This window comes from Allonocardiopsis opalescens (genome assembly GCF_003002095.1).
Lineage (GTDB): Bacteria > Actinomycetota > Actinomycetes > Streptosporangiales > Streptosporangiaceae > Allonocardiopsis > Allonocardiopsis opalescens.
The window spans coordinates 210,743-231,528 of record NZ_PVZC01000007.1; the positions used below are offsets into that span (position 1 = coordinate 210,743).

Here is a 20,786-nt window from a genome sequence, read left to right on the forward strand (position 1 = left end):
GCCTCGGCACCGGGCGCCCCGGCCCGCCGTCACAAATCGGGTGTATCGGACGTCAGACAGCTGGCAGACTCGCGGGTGAGAGGGAGGCGAGGATGGCCGACAGGACGCACACCGCACCCGTCCACCAGGACGGGGGCACCGGCCGGGACGGCGGCGCGGATCCGGCCACCGACGCGTTCCTCGCCCACCGCGGGCTGCTGTTCACCGTCGCCTACGAACTGCTGGGCTCGGCCGCCGACGCCGAGGACGTCGTGCAGGAGACCTGGCTGCGCTGGACGGACGTCGACCTCGGCGCAGTGCGCGACCAGCGCGCCTACCTGGTGCGGATCACCACCCGCCAGGCGCTGATGCGGCTGCGCGCCCTGGGCCGGCGCCGGGAGTCCTACGTCGGGCCCTGGCTGCCCGAGCCGCTGCTGACCAGCCCCGACGTGGCCGAGGACGTCGTCTTGGCCGACAGCCTCTCGATGGCGATGCTGCTGGTCCTGGAGACGCTCTCCCCCGTCGAGCGGGCGGTGTTCGTGCTGCGGGAGGTCTTCGACCTGCCCTACGACGAGATCGCCCAGGCCGTCGAGAAGAACCCGGCCGCCGTCCGCCAGATCGCGCACCGGGCGCGCGCCCACGTCGCCGAGCGCCGGCCGCGCGGCCCCGTCTCGCCCGCCGAGGCCCGCGGCGCGCTCGACGCCTTCCGGCGGGCGGTCGAGACGGGCGACCTGCAGGGGCTGCTGGACATCCTGGCGCCCGACGTCGTCCTCGTGGGCGACGGCGGCGGAGTGGTGCCCGCCGCGCCGGCGCCCATCACGGGGGCCGGCCCCGTGGCCGCCTTCCTGGGCAGAATCTCCGGCACGCTCTCGCTGCGGCCGGCGCAGGTCAACGGCCATCCGGCGCTGGTCTTCCGGGACGGCGGCGCGCTCAGCGCCGTCATGGCGGTGCGGGTGGCGGACGGCCGGATCGCCGGCCTGTACGCCGTGCGCAACCCGGAGAAGCTGTCGCACATGGACGGCGAGAACGCCTTGTGCCGCTGAGCTTGCGGGTGCTGGGAGGATTGCCGCGAAAAACTTCGCGGAAAAGACCTCCGCCCGATGTCGAGAACCCCGGTTCGGCTCCGTCCCAGGGGTGTCGGCGGCAGGAGGTGCCGCCGGGGAACGGAGAATGGCGACATGGCCAAGTACCTGCTGCTCAAGCACTACCGCGGCGGCCCGAAGCCGCACCCCAACGCCGAGGCGCAGATGGACCGGTGGACGCCCGAGGAGATTTCGGCGCACATCGGCTTCATGGGGCAGGTCGCTGACGACCTGCGCGAGCGCGGCGAGTTCGTGGACGCGCAGGCGCTCGCGGCCGAGGGCGAGTTCGTCCGGTACGGGGGTGCGGGCGAGCCGCCGGTCACCGACGGCCCGTTCGCCGAGACCAAGGACCTCATCGCCGGGTGGATGATCATCGACGTCGAGTCCAAGGAGCGGGCGCACGAGGTCGCCGCCCACCTGTCGTCGGCTCCCGGGCTGGGCGGGAAGCCGCTGCACGAGTGGATCGAGGTCCGGCCGTTCATGGTCGAACCGCCGGTGGTGGAGTGATCCCGCACCGATGATCGACGAACACCTGCTGCGGGAGCTGACCCCGCAGGTGCTGGGCGTCCTCGTCCGCCGCGGAGCCGACTTCGCGGCGGCCGAGGACGCCGTACAGGACGCGCTCGTGGAGGCGGTGCGCCGCCGGAACGGCGAGGCGCCCGACGATCCCAAGGCGTGGCTGGTCACCGCGGCCTGGCGCAAGTTCCTGGACGCGCGCCGCTCGGCCTCGGCCCGCGCCCTGCGCGAGGTGGCGGTGACCCTCGAACCGCCCCCTGGCCCCGCCGAGCAGGCCGACGACACACTGCTGCTGCTCAGCCGCTGCTGCCACCCCGCGCTCACCCCGGCGTCGGCCATCGCGCTGACGCTGCGCGCGGTGGGCGGCCTGACCACCGCCCAGATCGCCCGCGCCTTCCTGGTCCCCGAGGCGACGATGGCGCAGCGCATCTCCCGCGCCAAGCGGACCCTGGCGGGCGAGAGCTTCGAGCGGCCGGGCGACGTGCGCGCCGTGCTGCGCGTGCTGTACCTGATGTTCGACCAGGGCTTCGCCGCCGGGGATCCGGGCGCCGCCGACGCCGACCTGGCCGTGGAGGCGATCAGGCTGACCCGGCAGCTGGCCGCCTCGGTGCCCGGCGATCCGGAGGTCGCGGGCCTGCTCGCCCTGATGCTGCTGCACCACGCGCGCCGCGCGGCCCGCTTCGACGCCTCGGGCGAGCTGGTGCCGCTGGCGCGGCAGGACCGGTCCCGGTGGGACACCGCGATGATCGCCGAGGGCGTCGAACTGCTGCAGGGCGCGCTGGTGCGGGACCGGCTCGGCGAGTACCAGGCGCAGGCCGCGATCGCCGCGCTGCACGACGACGCGCCGTCGGCCGAGGAGACCGACTGGCCGCAGATCCTGGAGTGGTACGACGAGTTGCTGCGGCTCGTCCCCGGCAATCCCGTGGTGGTGCTCAACCGCGCGGTCGCGGTCGGGCACGTCGACGGCCCGCTCGCCGGGCTGCGGCTGGTCGAGGAGCTGGCCCCCGGCCTGCCGCGCCGGGAGGCCGTCGCCGCCTACCTGCAGGAGCGGGCCGGGGATTACGCCGGGGCGGCGCGCCGCTACGCGGCCGCGGCCGAGGCGGCGTCCAGCACGGCCGAGCTGACGCACCTGCTCAAGCAGGCGGCCCGGCTGAACCGCGCCGCCGATCCGCGCCCGCCGGATTGACCGGTACCGCCAGCAGCTGTTTTACCGGTGCACTGGTCAGACAGATGTATGTGTCAGTGATGTGATTGTGGCACCATGAATCCGTGAACCGACAGGCCAACTTCACCCTCGCGCCTTCGTCTCTGACCGACGCGCTTTACCAGTCCCTGCGCCGCCGAATCGTGAACGGCGACATAGCGGCCGGCGAGAAACTGACCGAGCACCGGATCGCCACCGAATACGACGTCGCGCGCCCGACCGCGAAGGCGTGCCTGGAGCGGCTGACCGTGCTCGGCCTGCTCCGTCGCTCGGCTCACAAGACGGCGGTCGTCCCCGATTTCCATGCCGAGGAGATCCGCGACCTCTTCTTCAGCCGCGGCACGGTGGAGAGCGCGGCGGTGACCGTCCTGGCCGGCGCCGGCCGGGTGCCCGCCGAGGCGGCGGAGGCGCAGCTGCTCATCGAGGCCGCGGCCAGGGACGGCAACTTCGAGAAGCAGGTCGACGCCGACATCGCCTTCCACACCGCGCTGGTCTCCGGCGCGGGCAGCGACCGGCTGAGCAGGATGCACGAGCTCATCATGGGCGAGGTCCACCTGACCATGGGCCGCTTCCAGGCCCACCGCTCCGCGCAGGGCAGCACCGTCGCCCACGAGCACGCCACCATCCTCGCGGGCATCCAGGCCGGTGATCCCGAGGCGGCCCGCCTCAGCCTGGCGATTCATCTGGACCACGCCCGCGACCGCCTCCTCGCGCAGTTGGAGCCCGCGGCCCAGGAGGCGGCCGAGGCCGAATAGCCCTCGGCGGCCGTCATTTGAGGCCGCTGGTTACCATTCCGCGGATCAGGTAGCGCTGCGCGAAGACGAAGAAGAGGATCACCGGGAGCAGTGAGAGCAGCGACATCGCGAACAGCATTCCGATTCCCTGCTGGCTCTCCGCGCTGACCATCGAACTCAGCGCGACCGGCACGGTGTACATGTCCGTCGACGTCAGGTAGATGAGCGGTGTGAAGAAGTCGTTCCACGTCCAGATGAAGGTGAAGATGGTCGTGGTCACCAGGGCGGGGCGCATCAGCGGGAAGACCACGTACCAGAAGATCCGGAAGGGCCCGGCCCCGTCGATCGCGGCGGCGCGGTCGAGGTCGCGCGGGATCCCCCTGATGAACTGCACCATGAGGAAGACGAAGAAGGCGTCGGTCGCCAGCAGCTTGGGGATCAGCAGCGGCAGGTAGGTGTCCACCCAGCCGAGCTGGGAGAAGAAGATGTACTGCGGGATGATCAGCACGTGCATCGGCAGCATGACCGAGACGAGCGTGATCGCGAAGAACAGGCGGCGGGTCCGGAACTCCAGCCGGGCCAGCGCGTAGGCCGCCAGTGAGCAGGAGAAGAGGTTGCCCAGGATCGAGCCGACGGTCACCACGAGGGAGTTGACGAAGAACAGCGAGAACGGCCGGTTGAGGGCGTACCAGCCCTCCTGGAAGTTCTCGAAGGTGACCTCGGCGGGGATCAGCCCGGGGTCGGTCAGGATGAGGTGCGCCGGCTTGAAGGCGCTGACGACCATCCAGACCAGCGGGTAGACCATCAGGCTCAGGAAGAGCAGCAGGGCGCCGTGCTTGAGGAGCGCGGTCGGCGGACGCCTGCGGCGCCGCCGCCGGGCGCCCGCGTCGGCGAGCGGTGCGGCGTCGATCATCAGTCGTCTCCGTAGAAGACCCAGTACTTGGACAGGACGAAGTGGACCGCGGTCACGGCGCCGATCACCAGCAGCAGGACCCAGGCCAGCGCGGAGGCGTAGCCCATGTCGAAGTCCCTGAACCCCTGCTGGTACACGTACAGCGTGTAGAAGAGGGTGGAGTCGACCGGGCCGCCGGTCCCGCCGCTGATGACATGCGCCTGGGTGAAGGTCTGGAAGGCCCCGATGGTCTGCAGGATGAGGTTGAAGAAGATGATCGGGGTCAGGATCGGCACGGTGATGTGCCAGAACTGCCTGAGGCGTGAGGCGCCGTCGACGCGGGCCGCCTCGTAGTACTGCTCGGGGATCTGCCGCAGGCCCGCCAGGAAGATCACCATGGGCGAGCCGAAGGTCCACACGTTCAGCACGATCAGGGTCGACAGGGCGGTCGACGGGTTCTGCAGCCAGCTCTGCCCCTCGATCCCGACAAAGGCGAGGGCGTCGTTGACCAGGCCGTCGTGGCCGAACAGCTCGCGCCACAGGATCGCGATCGCGACGCTCGATCCCAGCAGCGAGGGCAGGTAGAAGCCGCCGCGGTAGAAGGCCAGCCCGCGCAGCCCGCGGTCGAGCGCGACGGCCAGCAGCAGCGCGAAGACCAGCTGCAGCGGGACCGAGACGAACACGTACCGGGCGGTGACGGCGCAGGCCGCCCAGAAGCGCTCGTCGCCGAGCATGCGCTCGAAGTTGTCGAGCCCGGTGAAGTTCGGCGTGCTGAGGATGTTGTAGTCGGTGAAGGCCAGGTAGAGCGAGGCGCCCAGCGGTACGGCCGTCACCAGGCACAGGCCCAGCAGCCAGGGCGTCAGGAAGACGTACGCGGCGCGGCCCTGCCGCCGCTCCGGCGAGACCGGCCGGGCGGGGCGGCCCCGCTCGGGCGCGTCCGGCCCGGAGCGGCGGCTCTTCACTGCGGTCGCCACGCCCTACGCCGCCTGGTCGATGCCGGCCTGGATCTCGGCGATCAGCGACTCGGCCACCGCCGAGACGCTGGAGTCGCCCAGGGCGATGGTCTCGGAGGCGCGCGACAGGGCCTCGCGCCAGGTGCCGGTCCCGGGCGGCGCCTCGTACCGGGGCCGCTGCTCCTCGGCGCGGTCGGCCTCGACCACGGCCAGCATCTCCGTCTCGTCCTCGGAGGCGAAGTCGTACGCCTCCTGCAGCAGCCGCGGGTTGGGCGGCGCCCCCATGGTGAGGCCGACGGTCCGCAGGAAGTCGGCGTTGTTGACGTTGTAGTCGATCAGCCGCCCGGCGGCCTCCAGCTTCTCGTCGTCGATGCCCTGGTAGACGGCGAGGCGCGGATAGTAGGTGAAGCGGTGGCCGTCGGCCGCGTCCGGGGCGACCGGGACGGACCGGAGCCGGTACCGCCAGTCGGGGAACATCGCCGCCTCGTCGATGATGTGGTTGGAGCTGCCAAAGTTGACCAGGACCCGTTCGCCGATGTCGGCGAAGTCGGGCTGCATGCCCTCCTGCTCGCCCAGGCTGAGCACCGCCCCCCGGTCCAGGAGCACCCGCCACCACTCGAACCAGTCGCCCAGCGCCTCCGCGTCGAAGCCGACGGTCCCCTCGGCGGTCCACAGGTCCTGGCCGCGCTGGCGCAGCCAGGCCTCGAAGGCCATGTCCTGGTCGGGCGTGTAGCTGGCGCCGGTGCGCCCCTCGGGGGCGTTCGCGGCGTAGTCGATCAGGAACTCCGAGAGCTGGTCCCAGTTCCAGTCCTCACCCGGCAGCTCCGCTCCGTCCTCTTCGAGGAAGGTCTCGTTGTAGCGGACCACCGGGACGAAGACGCCGTGCGGCATGGTGAGGAGTTCGCCGTTGAGGGAGAAGGCCGCGATGTCGGCCTCGCTGTAGTCGGAGAGGTCCAGGGTGGGGATGTCGCTGAGCGGGCGGTACAGGCCGGCCGCCTGGTAGGTCATCACCTGGGGGGAGGCGATCCAGAAGATGTCGGCGACGTTGCGGGCCGCCATCTGGGTGGTCATCCGCTCCTGGAACGCGGTGTACTCGGCGAACTCCGGGTCGACGGTGATGCCGGGGTTCGCCTCCTGGAACTGCTGCAGCGCGCGCTCGTAGTTCTGCTGGCGGACGGTGTTGCCCCACCACGCGTACCTGAGGGCGATCCCCGAACCGCTGCCGCCGCCGCAGCCCGACAGGAGCGCGGACGCCCCCAGCGCGCTCATGCCGGCCAGCGCGAGGAAAGCGCGCCGATCGAAGTCTCTCATCACAGTCCCTTCACTGCGGGGGGAATCACCCGGGTGAGTGTGCAAGCTGACAGGCCATGTTTCCGATGGAGATCTCGCCTGTCAATAATTCATGAATACTTGTTTTACAAAGTTACCGATCGGCGACGGGAGGCCGCTCGACCAGCACTTCGAACAGATCGAGGCGGGGCAGCGCGCCGGCGCCGTCCGGGTCCAGACCGGTACGGGAGCGCAGCGCGAAGGAGGGCTGGCGCGACCACCACGGCACCCGCAGCCGGCGCCCGTGGACCGGCAGCGGCGCGCGGAAGCCCTGCGGCACCTCGCCGGAGTGGTTGATCAGATGCACCACGCCCCCGGCCGCCGAGCCGCCCAGCACGACCTCGACCTGCTCGGGCAGGTCGGTGTCGACCCGCACCGGGCCGTTCGCGGTGCGCAGCGCGGCCTCGACGAACACGTCGCGGTGCCCGCTCAAGCCCACCTGGTGGTAGGCGCGGCCCGGCGTCCACGGCAGCACCGCCACCTGGCCCGCCCCGTGGGCCCGCCACAGCGCCCCGGGGATGTCCAGGGGCAGATGGCCGTGGCACTTCTCCGGCGGACCGTAGGGGGCGCGGGACAGCACCGGCAGGTCCGTCTCGGCGTCCGGCGACGGCTCGACCACATGGAAGGCGCCCACGACCGGCAGCTCGCCCCTCGGCCGCGCCCCGTCCCGCCCGGGGCGGCGCAGGTGCATCGAGCGCACCGACTCGACGGTGTCGCGGACCGCGGTCCGGCGCAGCACCGGGGAGCCGTCGAGCTGGGAGCCCTCGCCGTCGAAGCCGCTCGCCCCGGTGGCGAGCACCCCTCCCCCGCCCCGGGCGAAGCGCCCCAGCGCGGCGGCCGCCGCGGGGTCCAGCGGCCCCAGGTCGGGCAGCACGACCAGCCCGTACCCGTCCAGGCGGCCCTGGGCGGCGACATCCGGCACCCGGGGCTCGGGCAGCACATCGAAGGGGACGTGCGCTTCGAGCAGCGCCGAGTACAGGCCGCGGAACTCCCCCGTCGCCTCCTCCAGGCGCTCCGGGGCGAGCTTCAGCGGATCCGGCCGGACGAGCAGGACGCGGGCCGCCGGGGCGAGATCGCGGTAGAAGGCGTCGTGGTCGCGGTGGAAGCGGGTCAGCTCCCCGGCCACGTCCAGGCACTCGTAGCCGACGTCGTCCGGGGTCCCCATGATGTAGGTGGAGGGGTTGGCGCCGCGTGCGATCGCCTGGACCAGGTACTGGGCGAAGTGGTTGGGCTCCTCCCCCGCCAGCCGGTAGGGCATGTCCACGAAGGCCACGGCGTTGGTGAGCACGGGCACGTCCGGCCGGTGGGTCCGGGCCGCGCTGACGTGCTCGGCCGTCCGGTGGTGCCACAGGGTGCGCCCGACCGCGTTGTTGGCCTCGTGGAAGACGATGTCGGCGCGGTCGCCGAGGATGAGCGGCGCCGCGGGCCGCCGCGCGCTGACGTGGGCGCGCACCCGGGCGGTCAGCTCGTCCAGCACGCCCGCCGTGAACCGCCGCCAGGCGGGGTACCCCGGGGAGCCGGGCCCGGCCGGCAGTTCCGTGCCGGGCGCGAAGGCGGCGAAGCCGCGCCGGCAGGCCAGGCAGTGGCAGCAGCCCCGGTGGGCCTTGCTGTAGTCGACCTCGTTGAAGGACATCCAGTTGAAGAAGAAGCCGTCGACCGCATAGCGGTCGAGGACCTCGTCGACCACCTCGAAGAGGCGGTGCTGGTAGTAGTCGCCGCTCGGGCAGACGCTGGTCAGGCCGTTGTACACCTGCTGCGTCCCGTCGGCGCCGGTGAAGCACCACTCCGGATGGCGCTCGGCGCGCCGGTGGTCGACCTTGGAGAAGTCCATCCGGGCCAGCACCCGTATCCCCCGTCGGCCCGCGGCCGCGACCGCGTCGCCCACCAGGTCGCCCGAGGGGCGTTCGGCCAGTGCGGGGTTGCGGGTCTGGAACTCCAGGTCGGTGGGGTAGTTGGAGACGATGCCGCCGACGCTCAGCAGCCAGGCGCGCGCCCCGAAGTCTTCCAGGTAGTCCAGCACCCGCTCGACGTCGAGCCCGGCGTCGATCTCCCTGAGGTTGGTCTGGAACATCTGGAAGGGCCGCCGCCACCACAGCTCGTCCGCGCTCATGGCCGTTCGTCCCGGATCCAGCTGAGGCGGACGGCCTCCATCAGCTCCGCGCCGCCCACGGTGAGCTCCGCGCGCCCGTCCCGGACGCCGACCGGCACCTCGGCACCGGCGACCAGCAGGCGGGCGCGGGCGCCGACCGCACCCTCCGGCAGCGCGACCGAGACCTCCTGCTCGGGCAGCGGGATGATCTCGCGCATCGGGCCCTTGAGCGCCATGGGATTGGTCAGGTTCACGATGAGCACCGCGACCGACTCGGAGTTCTCCCAGACCGCCAGGTCGACCAGGCCGCGCCCGCGGACCCGGACCCGCTCCGGCCCGCCGAGGGCCCAGCGGACGCTGTCGGCGATCAGCGTGCCGTGGTCGGGCTGCAGCGCCTCCCAGAACAGGGAGCCGAGGTTGAAGGGCACGTAGACCGAGCGCCCGCCCCCGGGCAGCTCCCTGGCGACGACCGCGGGGCTCGACGGCTCCGCCCGCGGATACACCTCCTCCATCGGCAGGTCCGGGTAGTCGGGGACGAAGCGGAAGGGCACCTCGGTGCCCGGCCGGGCGGTCACGTCGATCAGCTCGGTACCGCCGATGATCCGCTCGGCGCCGCCGAAACCGCCGGCGACGGGATGCTCACCGGTGAGCGCGATGTAGTTGTTCTTGACCGGACCGCGCACCGGCATGCTCAGATCGGCGCCGAAGACCTCGGCCAGCCCGAAGTTGGCCCGCGGGGTGCCGTACTCGTCATCCAGCGAGGAGCGGTGCGCGGCGACGACGCCTCCGCCGGACTCGGCGAAGTCCTGGATGGTCCGGCACTGGGCCGTGCTCAGCCGCTCGGCGTTGGGCAGCACCAGCACCCTGAAGCGGTCCAGCTCCTCGGCGGTCAGGTTCTGCTCGGCGACGATCTCGAAGGGGATGCGGGCCTCGACCAGGGCGTGGTAGAAGCCGTCCTCGTGCGCGCGGGCGCCGCCGCCCGAGGGCTCGGAGCCGCCCGTCTCCAGCAGCGCCACCTCCGCGGTGATCCGGCGGGCGGCGAGTTCGGGCTCCAGCCGCTCGTGCAGGGCGAAGGCGTCGGCCACCGGGCGCACCCAGCGGCGGTCGGGGACCATGCCGTTGAACTTGGTGAACCACGGGAAGGCGCCCTGCGCGAAGCCGTCGACGATCCACATGGTCGTCTCCGCCCCCGGCGACACCGAGTCCTTCCAGCGGTGCTGGTGGTGCTCGGGGCCGATCGAGGTGATCAGCCCGACCGGCCGGTCTCTGAAGACCGCCCGGCTCCGCTTGCCGTTGCGGCCGGCCGACCACGGCGCCTCCACCCCGGAGCGGCCCTGCTTGTCGATGAGGAAGAAGGGGAAGTGCCTGGCCAGCATGGTGCGGTCCAGGTCGCGCGCTGCGATGCTGCCCAGGTTGGGGATGAAGCGGGCGTGCGGGCGGATGTCGCGCACCGCCTGGTCCCACAGGCTCACCAGCTCGCTCAGCCTGCGCCGCCGCCACAGCACGTACGCGCGCCAGGCGGGGTCCGCGGCGTCGCCTTCCCGGCGCGGCAGGTCGAAGCCGGTCTCGTCGCGGAAGCCGCGCAGCGCCGCCTCGCTGTAGGAGATGCCGTGGCCCTGCCAGCGGTTGGCGAAGACGGCGTCCACGTCGTAGCGGGTGACGATCTCCCTGGCCACCTCGGTGATGAACTCGCGGTTGTAGGGCCCGAAGGGGCAGGTCAGCCAGATGCCGGGGTATCCCCAGTGCTCCACCGGCTTCCCGTCGGCCGTGCGCGCCAGCCATTCGGGGTGCGCGCGGGCGGCGTCGGCGTGGACGGCGTGCGGGTCCACCCGGGCCATGACGTGCATGCCGAGGCCGCGCGCCCCGTCGACCAGGGCGCCGAAGGGGTCGGTGTCGCCGAGGTGGGCGCTCCGGTAGTGGTAGGGGACGTCCGTCGGATAGAAGGCGATGTAGCCGCCCGCGCTGATGCAGGCCGCGTTGGACCTGCTCTCGCGCATGACCTCGATCCAGAAGCCGGGGTCGAAGCGCCCGGGGTCGTTCTCGGTCAGCGTGAGCTGGGTCCACCGTGTCGCGCCCAGATGCCAGTCGGATGTGCGTGGCACGGAGGCCGTGGCCGTGGGCCGCTTCTCCGTCGCACCCTGCGCCATATGGCTGGTCCTCTCGTCGGCGGTGCCGCGCGGGCGCGGCCCGCCCTCCGGACCGGTGGCGCTCCGCTGCGGCGGCCGGCCAGTATAGGCACATTGTCAGACAATATTTCAAGCCTAACAATTGACCTCCGCTCTACCGCCTTCGGCGCGGGACCCCCGCTCTGCCGCCTTCGGCGCGGGAGGCGCCATTCGGCGCGGCGAGTCCTGCAGGCGCGCCTTCGGCGCGGGACCCCCGCTCTGCCGCCTTCGGCGCGGGGGATTCCTTCTGAGCTTTGGGGACCCCGCTCGCCGCCTGGGACACGGGTGAGCCGCCCGGCGTGGCGGGGCGAGTTCTGCGACGAACGCGCCGAGGGCGCCTGTCGGAAGGCCGGCAGGCGCCCTATGGGCTTAGTTGGAGGTTTCTCCTTCGCGGCCGGACAAGCGTTCTACCTGGAGTAGTAGTGCCGAGTGGTCCAGGTCGCCGAAGCCCTGGGCTCGGAGGGAGGCCATGAGGCTTGCGGCCAGGGCGCCCATGGGGATGGCGACGCCGGCCTCGCGGGCGGCGGCCGTCACGATGCCGAGGTCCTTGTGGTGGAGGTCGACGCGGAAGCCCGGGTCGAAGTCGCGGGCGAGCATCGACGGGGCCTTGCGGTCCAGCACCGCGCTGCCGGCCAGGCCGCCGGCCAGGACCCGCACGGCGCTGCCGCGGTCCACTCCGTGGGCGTCCAGGAAGACCAGCGCCTCGGAGACCAGCTCGATCACCCCGGCGACGATCAGCTGGTTGGCCGCCTTCACGGTCTGCCCGGCACCGGCCGGGCCGACGTGGACCACCGTCGCGCCCAGCGCGTCCAGCACCGGGCGGGCGGCGTCGAAGGCGTCCTCCTCGCCGCCGACCATGATCGAGAGCTTCGCCTCGACCGCCCCCTGCTCGCCGCCGCTGACGGGGGCGTCCAGGACCCGGACGCCGGCCTCGGCCCCGGCCAGGGCGAGGGCGCGGGCCACGTCGGGGCGGATGGTGCTCATGTCGATGAGCAGGGAGCCGGGCCGCATCCGGTCCAGGACCTTGCCCTCGCCCAGCACTACGGACTCCACGTCCGGGGAGTCGGGCAGCATCGTGATGACGGCGTCGGCGCCTTCGGCCGCCTCGGCCGCCGAGGGCGCGGCGCGGCCGCCGGCGGCCACCAGGGCGTCGGTCCTCGCGGCGGTGCGGTTGTACCCCACCACGTCGAAGCCGGCCCGGACGAGGTTGGCCGCCATGGGGGCGCCCATGACGCCCAGGCCGATGAACGCGATCGTGCGCGCACTCAATGGGACCTCCCGGTCTGTGTCGGTGCCGGCGCGCCGGACGGCGCGCCGGGGTGTTCCGCGGCGGGGTGTTCCGCGGCGGTCGGCCCGCGGTGCCGGGCCGGCCTCACGCCGCCCGGCCGCCGGGCAGGCCCGGCAGCTCCGACGAACGCGTCCAGCCGAAGGGCTCCGCCCCCTCGCCCGCGTGCTCCAGGGCCGTCCAGTCCTGGTAGCCGCCCGCGAGCAGGTCGGCCAGCCAGTCGCGCAGCGGGAGCGCCCCCGTGCCCGGGGCGCCGCGGCCGGGCGCGTCGGCCAACTGGACGTGGCGGACGCGGTCGCGGTGCCGGTCCAGGGCCGCCGGCACGTCGTCGCCGTTGGCGGCCAGATGGTACATGTCGAAGAGGAGGCCCAGGTTGTCCGCCCCCGTCTCGCGCTCGACCCGGTCGATCACCTCGACCACCGCGTCCGCCGTGCGCAGCGGGTAGGCCGGGGCGCCGCTGACCGGCTCGACCAGCACGGTGCCGCCGATCTCGGCGAGTTCGCGGGCGACCGCGCCCAGGGCGCGGACGGCCGCGGCGTCCTGCTCGGCGGCGGGCTGGTCGTCGCGGCGGTTGCCGTACAGGGCGTTGAAGGACCGGCAGCCCAGCGCCTCGCCGACGCGGCGCGCCACCCGCGCGCTCGCCAGCAGTTCCTGGTAGCTGTCGGGCCAGGAGACCACGCCCCTGTCGCCGCCGGCCATGTCGCCCGCGTAGAGGTTGAGCCCGACCAGCCGCAGGCCCGAGGCGCGGACCATGCCGACGAAGCCGTCGACCTCGTCCGGGGCGGGCGCGGGCGTGCCGAACGGCCACCAGAACTCCACCGCCTCGAAGCCGGCCTCGCGGACCGCCGCCAGCCTCCCCTCGGGCGGCCGGTCCTTCATCATGATCGAGCAGTTCACGGCGTAGCGTGGTGTGTCCACGGCGTCCCCCTTCGCTTCGGTGCCGCGATCGGCCGGACCACTGCGGAGCATCGAGAAATTGGTCCGACCACCTGACCGATGGTGAAGCTAAGTGGGCGCCGCGCGCCATGTCAAGCCGGGGGCGGCCCGCTAGTGCGCACCGTCGGGCGAGGAGCCCAGCTCCGTCAGCAGGTCCGTCTCGATCTCGCTCATGTGCACGGCCATCAGCTGCCGGGCCCGCCGGTGGTCGCGCCGCTCGACGGCGCGCAGCACCTGGCGGTGGTGCTCCAGGTAGCGCTCGGCGCGCCGGCCCCTGCTGCGGGAGTGGTCCTTCAGCTCGCTCCACATGCGCTCGCGCATCAGCTCCACCAGGGTCCGCTCCAGGGCGAAGAGCACGCTGTTGTGGGAGGCGGCCGCCACCGCCAGGTGGAAGTCGGCGTCCGCGGCCGAGGGGTCCTCCCCCTCGCGGACCGCGCGCTCCTGTTCGAGCACGAGTTCTTCGAGGACGCGCAGGTCGTTGGTGTTGCGCGCGCTCGCCGCGTGCTCGGCGCACACGGGTTCGAGCGCCGCCCTGGCCACGATGAGGTCCAGCGGGCTGTGCTCGCCGGCGACCGCGGCGCGGGCCCGGAGCACGCGCTCCTGCGAGCCGCCGTCGCCGACCACGTAGGTGCCGCTGCCGACGCGCACGTCGAGCACGCCGGCGTGCTCCAGCACCCGGATGGCCTCGCGCACCGAGCCGCGGCCGACCTCGAAGCGCTCGGCCAGCACCCGCTCGGCGGGCAGCGGCGTACCGGGCGGGAAGGCGCCCGAGCGCACCCCGGCCAGGATCTGGTCGGCCACGGAGGAGTAGACCTTGGAGCGCTCGACGGCGCGGAAGACCGGGCGACCCTCCTGTGGCATCGGAACACTCCGTCCCTGTACTCTCCTGACCGGTCGGACCAAAATACCAGAGCCAACGAAGGGTGTGATGGTCGTGCCGGAGCACGGACCGGTGCTCGTGAGCGGGCGCTTCGAGCCCGCCGAGGAGGAGCGGATCCGCGCCGCGGCGGCGGGCGCCCCGGTGGACTTCGTCCGGCGGCTCGGCGACCGCGCCGAACTGCTGGCCGCGGCGACCGTCATCGCCGGCAGCCCGAACCGGGCGGAGCTGGCCGCGGCCTCCGCCGTGCGCTGGGTGCACAGCTGGGCCGCGGGCGTGAACGGCGATCTCGCGGCCGGCCTGGACGAGCACCCGGCGGTCCTCACCTCCTCCACCGGCAATGGCGCGATCCCGCTGGCCGAGCACGCCATGATGCTCATGCTGATGCTGAACAGGGACGCCCCCCGGTGGGCGCGGGCCCAGGCCGGGCACCGGTGGGAGCGCTTCCAGCACGGCGAGCTCAACGGCCTCACCTGCGGGATCATCGGCCTCGGCCACTGCGGCCTCGACCTGGCGGCCAAGGCGCGGGCCTTCCACATGCAGGTGCTCGGGGTGCGCCGCCGGACCGGCCTGCCGTGTCCGGGCGTCGACGCGGTCCATCCCCCCGAGGACCTGCACCTGGTGCTGGCCGAGTCCGACTTCGTGGTGGTCACCGCCCCGGGCACCCCGGCCACCGCGGGGCTCATCGGCGAGCCGGAGCTGAAGGCGATGAAGGAGTCGGCGCACCTGGTCGTGGTCTCGCGCGGCGGCATCGTGTCCGACCGGGCGCTGCTGCGGGCGCTCACCGAGGGGTGGATCGCCGGAGCCGGGCTCGACGCCCACGGCGAGGAGCCGCTGCCGGAGTCCAGCCCCTTCTGGGAGCTGCCGAACGTCATCGTCACCCCGCACAACGGAGCCACCACGGAGGCGACCCGGCGCCGCGGGCTGGAGGTCTTCGTCGACAACCTGCGCCGCCACGTCCAGGGCCGGCCGCTGGTCAACGTGGTCGACAAGTCCGCCGGATACTGATCTTCCCGGACGGCCCACCGCCCGCCCCCGGACACACAGCGATCGGAGACACACCATGAGCGGCCCCGAGCTGCCCGCGTTCCCGCCCGGATTCCTCTTCGGCGCCGCGACCGCGGCCTACCAGATCGAAGGCGCGGCCGACGAGGACGGGCGCGGCCCCTCCATCTGGGACACCTACTGCCGCACGCCCGGCCGCGTCGCCCGCGGCGAGACCGGCGACGTCGCCTGCGACCACTACCACCGGTATCCGGAGGACGTCGCCCTGCTCAAGGAGCTCGGGGTGGACGCCTACCGCTTCTCCACCGCGTGGCCGCGCGTCGTGCCGACCGGATCGGGCCCGGTCAACCCCGGGGGCCTGGCCTTCTACGACCGCCTCGTCGACGCCCTGTGCGACGCGGGGATCGAACCCGTGGTCACGCTCTACCACTGGGACCTCCCCCAGGCGCTGGAGGACGATGGCGGCTGGCGCGTCCGCTCCACGGCCGAGCACTTCGCCGCGTACGCGCGCACGGTGGCGGACCGCCTGGGCGACCGGGTGCGGCGCTGGATCACCCTCAACGAACCGCACTGCGCCGCCTTCGTCGGCCACGCGGTGGGGCGGCACGCTCCCGGCACCCGGGAGGGCACCCCGGCGCTCGCCGCCGCCCACCACCTGCTGGTGGCCCACGGCCTCGCCGCCAGGGAGCTGCGGGCCTCGGCTGCGGAGCACGGGCGCGCGGCGGAGGTCGGCATCACCCTCAACCTGGACCGCCTGATCCCGGCCTCCGACTCCCCCGAGGACGCCGCGGCCGTGGACCGCGCGGAGACGCTGCACAACCGGGTGTGGCTCGACCCGCTGCTGCGCGGCCGCTATCCCGCGAACGAGGCCGACACCTGGGGCGCCATGGCCGACGGCGGCTACCGCCGCCCCGCGGACACCTCGCTCATCGCCCAGCCGCTGGACTTCCTCGGGCTGAACTACTACCGGCCGCTGCGGATCCGGCACGCGCCGCTCCCCGACGCTGCGGCCCGCACCGCCGTCGACATCGGCGCGGAGGAGGTGCCGATCGAGGGCGTGCGCCACACCACCATGGGCTGGCCGGTGGTCCCGGAGTCCTTCGCCGAGCTCCTGCTCGACCTGCGCCGCCGCTATCCCGAGCTGCCGCCGGTCCTCATCACCGAGAACGGCTCCGCCGAAGCCGACGTACCGGCCGAAGACGGCCGCGTGCACGACGGGGACCGCGTCGCCTACCTGCGCGACCACCTCACCGCCCTCGCCGGCGCCATCGCCGCCGGAGCCGACGTGCGCGGCTACTTCGTCTGGTCCCTGCTCGACAACTTCGAGTGGGCCTACGGCTACGACCGCAGGTTCGGCATCATCGCCGTCGACTACGACGACCTGTCCCGCACTCCCAAGGACAGCTACCACTGGTACAAGGACCTGCTGCGCGCGCACCGGGAGCGCCGCGGCGCGACCGGCTGAGTCCGCCCCTCGGGGGCGGACTCGGGGACCTGCGCGGCACCTCACGCCGGGCCGGTGGCTCCGGTCAGCACTACGAACAGGGGCAGGCCGAGGTTGTTGACGGTGTGGACGGCCACGGCGGGCCAGATGGAGCCGCTGCGGCGCAGCATCTCGGCGGCGAAGAGGCCCACCACGATGGCCGAGGGCAGCGCGATGTTGACGCCGTGGAAGAGGCCGAAGACCACCGAGCTCGCCACGACGCCGATGACGGGGCCGTAGCGCAGCAGGGCGGTGGTGATGACGCCGCGGAACAGGAACTCCTCGCCGAGAGGGGTGAGGAAGGACAGGAACAGGAAGGTGAGGATCAGCGGCAGCACGCCGCCGCCGGCCGCGTCGTAGTAGGCGCCCTGGGGATCGGCGTCGAAGCCGGTCAGGGTGATGACGGCGTAGTTCGCCACCCCTTTGACCACGAAGGCGGCCAGGCCGGCGGCGACGCCGATGGCCATCCAGCGCCAGGTGGTGCGGCGCACGCCGAACGCGCCCCAGGAGCGGATGCGGATGAGCGCGGCCGCGGCGAAGCCGGCGAGGCCGATGAGGCCGGACCAGGCGGTCAGCACGAGTCCGTAGGCCACCGGCTCCAGGTCCAGCCCGGCCGGGCCGAAGGGGATCACCGCGGCGGTGGCGGCCAGGGCGGTGAGCAGGCCGATGATGATCTCGGGCCAGCCCGGGCGCTTCTCGGCGGCGGTGGCGGCCGGAGCGGACGCGTGCGGGGGCTCGGGGCGGGTCGGCATGGCGGGCCCTCCTTGTCTCTGGGTCTCTGGTGGTCTCGGGGTCCGGGCTAGTAGACGGCGCCCCTGCCGGTGGCCATGACGGCCGTGCGGATGGCGGTGCGCAGGCCGGGGATCTCGGCGTCGAAGCGCCGCTGGAGCGCGGTGAGGGCCGGCCGGTGCGCCGAGCGCTCCTGCGGGCTGAGCGCGGCCCAGACGTCGCCTTCGGCCGCGATCACCAGCACGGCCGCGTCCGCCATGGGGACCGCCGCCGCCTCGCGGCCCGCGACGAGCGCCTCGCGGGTGCGGTCGCGCAGCAGGCGGACGCGGTCGGGCCGCTTGAGGGCGACCGTGCGGGTGGGGACCAGGTCCAGCGCCCGGCCGCGGTCCACCGCGACCGCCCCCCGCGCGGCGAGCCCGTCGAGCACGGCCTCCTCGGCGCCGCCCATCCGGTGGTAGAGGCCGGTGATCCAGTGCATCGGCCGGTCCGGGGAGATGTCGGAGAGCACCTCGGCCAGGAAGGGGTCGCCGGGCGGGCCGGCGGCGGTGCGCTCGGCCCGGCCCCCGCGGGCGCTGAGCCGCCCGCCGAGGGTCAGGTCGGCCAGGGCGGCGGCGCACAGCAGCTGGCCCCGGTAGGCGGTGCTGACGGGGTCGAACCGGTCCTTGTCCAGGTCGTAGCTGAGCAGGTAGAGGCGCTGCGGCAGGGTCAGGTCGGCGTCGGGTGTGGAAGGCATGCTCCGATTCCACCGCCGCGCGGCCGTGTCCGGCAGTGGGGCCGTGTCACCACCCCGCCGTGACGTTCCTCCGGGTGCGGCCGTGACGTGGCGTCACTGGTGGCGCCGGCGCGCGGGCCGGGCAGGTGCACGGCGGCGGCCCGCGCTTACGATGACGGAATGGCGAAGCGCACGGCGAACACGGGCGGGCGGTCGTACCGGCAGGGGCCGCAGCGGCGCGCCGAGATCCTGACGCGCGCCATCGAGGTCTTCGCCGCACGCGGCGTGGGCGCGTCACTGCGCGCGATCGGCGAGGCGATCGGCGTGTCGCACGCCGCCCTGCGCTACTACTTCGCCTCCCGCGACGAGCTGCTGGTGGAGGTGTACCGCGAGCACGAGTCGCGGGCGGAGTGCGACGCGGAGCCGGAGGTGTCGGCGGTCGACCTGATGGACCGCAGCGCCCTGCGCAACCGCGCCATCCCCGGGCTGGTCGAGCTGTACGCGACGCTCACCACCGACGCGCTCCAGGCGGGGGCGCACCCGGTGACCCGCGAGTTCGTCCAGGAGCGCTTCCGGCGGGTCCGCGCCGACCTGGCCGAGCGGGTGCGGGCCGGCCAGAAGGCCGGGACGATCGCCGCGGACATCGACCCCGACGACGCGGCGGCGCTGGTGGCCGCCGCGTCGGACGGGCTGCAGCTCCAGTGGCTGCTGGATCCGGACGGGGTGGACGTGCGCCGCTCGCTGGCCGTCCTCGCCCGGCTGCTCCCCCCGACCCGCGGCGGCTGACCGCCCGGCGCTTGGGGCGCCGCCGGTGCGCTTCCGCACGGCGGCGCCCCGCGGACGCCTCAGGTTCCGGGCAGGCCCGCGAGGGTGGGCGCCGCCGGGTCCCAGCCCTCGGGCAGCGGGGCGACGGGGGCCACGCTGGAGTCGATCTCCACCGGCCGTCCGCTCTCCGCGGCGTCGCGGATGCCGAGCAGCACGTCCAGGACGTGGGAGGCGACCGCGCCCGACGCCCGCTCCTCGCCGCCGGTCCGGATGGCGCGCACCAGGTCGACCACCCCGGCCCCGCGCCCGTAGTCGGCGCCGCCGGCCGAGATCGCCACCGGTTCGTCCGCGCCGTAGCGCCACAGCGCGATGTCCTGGTCGAAGGTGTTCGGGTCGGGCAGCACGAGCGTGCCCTCGGTGCCGTTGACCTCCACGACGCCGGCGCGCGGCATGGCGTGCTGGAAGGAGAAGACGGACTGGGCGGAGCGCCCCTCGCCGAACTCGATCAGCGCCGCGTGGTGGGTGGGCACCAGCACCGGGAACTCCTCGCCCGCACGCGGCCCGGTGGCGATGGTGCGGGTCGGCCGCGCGGTGGAGGCGACCGCCTGGACCCTGGTGGCGCCGCCGAAGACGTGCACGAGCGCCGTCACGTAGTACGGCCCCATGTCGAACAGGGGCCCGGCGCCCGGCGCGAAGAGGAAGTCGGGGGCGGGGTGCCACGACTCCGGGCCCGGCACGTGGAACATCGTGGTCGCCGTCAGCGGGCGGCCGATGTCGCCCCGGGCGATGGCGCGCAGCGCGGCCTGGGTGCCCGGGCCGAGCACCGTGTCGGGCGCGCAGGCGACCCGCAGCCCGGCCGAGGCCGCCTCGGCGAGCAGCGCCGCTGCGGAGGCGCTGTCGAGCGCGAGGGGCTTCTCGCTCCACACGTGCTTGCCCGCGGCGAGGATCAGGTGCCCGACCTCGGTGTGCACGGCGGGGTGGGTGAGGTTCAGCACCACCTCGATGTCCTCGCGGCCGAGCAGTTCGGCGACGGTCCCCGAGGCGCCGACGCCGTAGGCCGCGGCCTGCGCGGCGGCGCGGGCGGTGTCGAGGTCGGCGACGAAGCGCACCTCGACGTCGGGGAAGCGGGTCAGGTTCGCCAGGTACTGCGAGGAGATGTTCCCGGCGCCGATGACGCCGACGCCGGCGGCTCCCGGGCGCGTCATCTGTCGTTCTCCGCGAGCCACGCGAGCGACCCGGCAAGGCCCTCGAACAGGTCCCCGGCGTAGGCGTCGAACTCCACGACGCGGACCGCCTCCGGCGCGGCGGCGAGGACGCCCCGCACGTCGACCTCCCCGCTGCCGACGGGCTGCTGCCGGGCCACGTCGCCGTCGAGCGTGCCGTCCTTGACGTGGATCAGCCGTACCCGCTCGCCGAGGCCGCGCAGCAGGGCGGCCGGGTCGGCGCCGCCGACGGCGGCCCAGTAGGTGTCGACCTCCAGCACGACCCGGGGCTCCAGCCGCTCGGCGAACAGCTCCAGGACGGGGCGGCCGTCGATCCGGGTGCTCAGCTCCCAGGCGTGGTTGTGGTAGCCGAACTCCACCCCGCGCGCGGACGCGAGTTCGGCCAGCGCGTTGACGCGGTCGGCGAGGCTCGCGACCTGGTCCAGGGTCTGCCAGCGCTCGGCCGGGACGAAGGGGTCGATCACGGTCGCCATGCCCAGCGCGGCCGCGGCGTCGAAGGCGTCCTCGGGCCGGTCGGAGTCGATGACCGCCGCATGGCCGGACGGGGCCGTCACCCCGGCGGCGGCGAAGGCGCGGCGGTAGTCCTCGGCGCGCAGGTGGAACGCGTACGGCTCCACGTGCGCGAAGCCGATCCCGGCCAGGCGCGCGACCGCGCCGTCCAGGTCGTCGGCGACCGCGTCGCGGACCGAGTACAGCTGCACGGATGTCGTCGGCATCGGAACCCTTCTCGTCAGGCGCGTCGCCCGTACGCCGGTGCTCGAACGCGCGCCGACCACGGTAGTGCGGCACGGGGGGTGCGCACATCCGAATTCTTACATTGGAAGATTC

18 protein-coding genes and 1 pseudogene are annotated in these 20,786 nt (G+C 73.5%); 7 read left to right on the plus strand and 12 right to left on the minus strand.

Translation table 11 applies throughout. The annotated features are described in order from the left end of the window. Positions 1–92: 92 nt before the first annotated feature. The 4 genes from CLV72_RS22605 (at position 93) to CLV72_RS22620 (ending at position 3,536) form a co-directional block, all read left to right on the plus strand. Complete coding sequence (locus tag CLV72_RS22605; protein WP_106249932.1) at positions 93–1,022, plus strand: RNA polymerase sigma-70 factor; 930 nt, start codon at positions 93–95, stop codon at positions 1,020–1,022. Positions 1,023–1,157: 135 nt separating this feature from the next. After that, a complete protein-coding gene (locus tag CLV72_RS22610) occupies positions 1,158–1,568 on the plus strand; it encodes a YciI family protein (protein ID WP_106249933.1) in 411 nt (136 codons plus the stop codon). Positions 1,569–1,581: 13 nt separating this feature from the next. Continuing rightward, on the plus strand, positions 1,582–2,763 hold the full coding sequence (locus tag CLV72_RS22615) for an RNA polymerase sigma factor (protein ID WP_106250438.1): 1,182 nt from the start codon (positions 1,582–1,584) through the stop codon (positions 2,761–2,763). Positions 2,764–2,846: 83 nt separating this feature from the next. Then, positions 2,847–3,536 (plus strand): GntR family transcriptional regulator, encoded by a 690-nt coding sequence (locus tag CLV72_RS22620; protein WP_106249934.1) that lies wholly within the window; start codon positions 2,847–2,849, stop codon positions 3,534–3,536. Positions 3,537–3,549: 13 nt separating this feature from the next. Here the strand turns inward: CLV72_RS22620 and CLV72_RS22625 are convergent, their stop codons facing one another. The 8 genes and pseudogenes from CLV72_RS22625 to CLV72_RS22660 all read right to left on the minus strand — a co-directional run bounded on the left by CLV72_RS22625 (position 3,550) and on the right by CLV72_RS22660 (position 14,025). After that, positions 3,550–4,428 (minus strand): carbohydrate ABC transporter permease, encoded by an 879-nt coding sequence (locus CLV72_RS22625; protein WP_106249935.1) that lies wholly within the window; start codon positions 4,426–4,428, stop codon positions 3,550–3,552. Beyond that, positions 4,428–5,381 carry a carbohydrate ABC transporter permease gene (locus tag CLV72_RS22630; RefSeq protein ID WP_211303045.1) on the minus strand — a complete coding sequence of 318 codons (954 nt, stop codon included), beginning with the start codon at positions 5,379–5,381 and terminating at the stop codon, positions 4,428–4,430. Before CLV72_RS22630 ends, CLV72_RS22625 begins: the two co-directional genes overlap by 1 nt. A gap of 3 nt (positions 5,382–5,384) precedes the next feature. Continuing rightward, positions 5,385–6,671, minus strand: a complete 1,287-nt coding sequence (locus tag CLV72_RS22635) for an ABC transporter substrate-binding protein (RefSeq protein ID WP_106249940.1) — start codon at positions 6,669–6,671, stop codon at positions 5,385–5,387. Between the two features lie 112 nt (positions 6,672–6,783). After that, a complete protein-coding gene (locus CLV72_RS22640; RefSeq protein ID WP_106249942.1) occupies positions 6,784–8,799 on the minus strand; it encodes an alpha-amylase family protein in 2,016 nt (671 codons plus the stop codon). Beyond that, entirely contained in the window at positions 8,796–10,880 is a 2,085-nt protein-coding gene (locus CLV72_RS22645) for an alpha-amylase family protein (protein ID WP_245930381.1), read from the minus strand. Before CLV72_RS22645 ends, CLV72_RS22640 begins: the two co-directional genes overlap by 4 nt. 432 nt (positions 10,881–11,312) lie before the next feature. Next, positions 11,313–12,218, minus strand: a pseudogene (locus CLV72_RS22650) (2-hydroxy-3-oxopropionate reductase); the annotation flags it as partial. Positions 12,219–12,315: 97 nt separating this feature from the next. Then, positions 12,316–13,146: a hydroxypyruvate isomerase family protein gene (locus CLV72_RS22655; protein ID WP_106250440.1), complete on the minus strand. Its 831-nt coding sequence runs from the start codon at positions 13,144–13,146 to the stop codon at positions 12,316–12,318. A gap of 129 nt (positions 13,147–13,275) precedes the next feature. Next, positions 13,276–14,025: a FadR/GntR family transcriptional regulator gene (locus tag CLV72_RS22660; protein ID WP_106249950.1), complete on the minus strand. Its 750-nt coding sequence runs from the start codon at positions 14,023–14,025 to the stop codon at positions 13,276–13,278. Positions 14,026–14,092: 67 nt separating this feature from the next. On the opposite strand from CLV72_RS22660, the gene CLV72_RS22665 reads away from it, so the two are divergent. Together CLV72_RS22665 and CLV72_RS22670 are read left to right on the plus strand one after the other, a co-directional pair. Next, complete coding sequence (locus tag CLV72_RS22665) at positions 14,093–15,049, plus strand: D-2-hydroxyacid dehydrogenase (protein WP_106249953.1); 957 nt, start codon at positions 14,093–14,095, stop codon at positions 15,047–15,049. Between the two features lie 55 nt (positions 15,050–15,104). Beyond that, positions 15,105–16,511, plus strand: coding sequence for a GH1 family beta-glucosidase (locus CLV72_RS22670; protein WP_106249956.1), 1,407 nt, complete (start codon positions 15,105–15,107; stop codon positions 16,509–16,511). Between the two features lie 41 nt (positions 16,512–16,552). On the opposite strand, the gene CLV72_RS22675 is transcribed toward CLV72_RS22670, so the two are convergent. Together CLV72_RS22675 and CLV72_RS22680 are read right to left on the minus strand one after the other, a co-directional pair. After that, positions 16,553–17,281, minus strand: coding sequence for a CPBP family intramembrane glutamic endopeptidase (locus tag CLV72_RS22675; RefSeq protein WP_106249958.1), 729 nt, complete (start codon positions 17,279–17,281; stop codon positions 16,553–16,555). A 47-nt stretch (positions 17,282–17,328) separates the two neighbouring features. After that, complete coding sequence (locus CLV72_RS22680) at positions 17,329–17,991, minus strand: GPP34 family phosphoprotein (protein ID WP_106249961.1); 663 nt, start codon at positions 17,989–17,991, stop codon at positions 17,329–17,331. A 159-nt stretch (positions 17,992–18,150) separates the two neighbouring features. Between CLV72_RS22680 and CLV72_RS22685 the strand changes: the two genes are divergently transcribed. Then, positions 18,151–18,756: a TetR/AcrR family transcriptional regulator gene (locus CLV72_RS22685; RefSeq protein WP_106249964.1), complete on the plus strand. Its 606-nt coding sequence runs from the start codon at positions 18,151–18,153 to the stop codon at positions 18,754–18,756. Positions 18,757–18,815: 59 nt separating this feature from the next. Here CLV72_RS22685 and CLV72_RS22690 read toward each other — a convergent pair whose 3' ends face one another. Both CLV72_RS22690 and CLV72_RS22695 read right to left on the minus strand, forming a co-directional pair. Further along, positions 18,816–19,940: a Gfo/Idh/MocA family protein gene (locus CLV72_RS22690; protein WP_106249966.1), complete on the minus strand. Its 1,125-nt coding sequence runs from the start codon at positions 19,938–19,940 to the stop codon at positions 18,816–18,818. Further along, the gene (locus CLV72_RS22695) at positions 19,937–20,674 is read right to left on the minus strand and encodes a sugar phosphate isomerase/epimerase family protein (RefSeq protein ID WP_170141079.1); all 738 of its coding nucleotides are present in this window, start codon (positions 20,672–20,674) and stop codon (positions 19,937–19,939) included. Before CLV72_RS22695 ends, CLV72_RS22690 begins: the two co-directional genes overlap by 4 nt. Between the last annotated feature and the right edge of the window lie 112 nt (positions 20,675–20,786).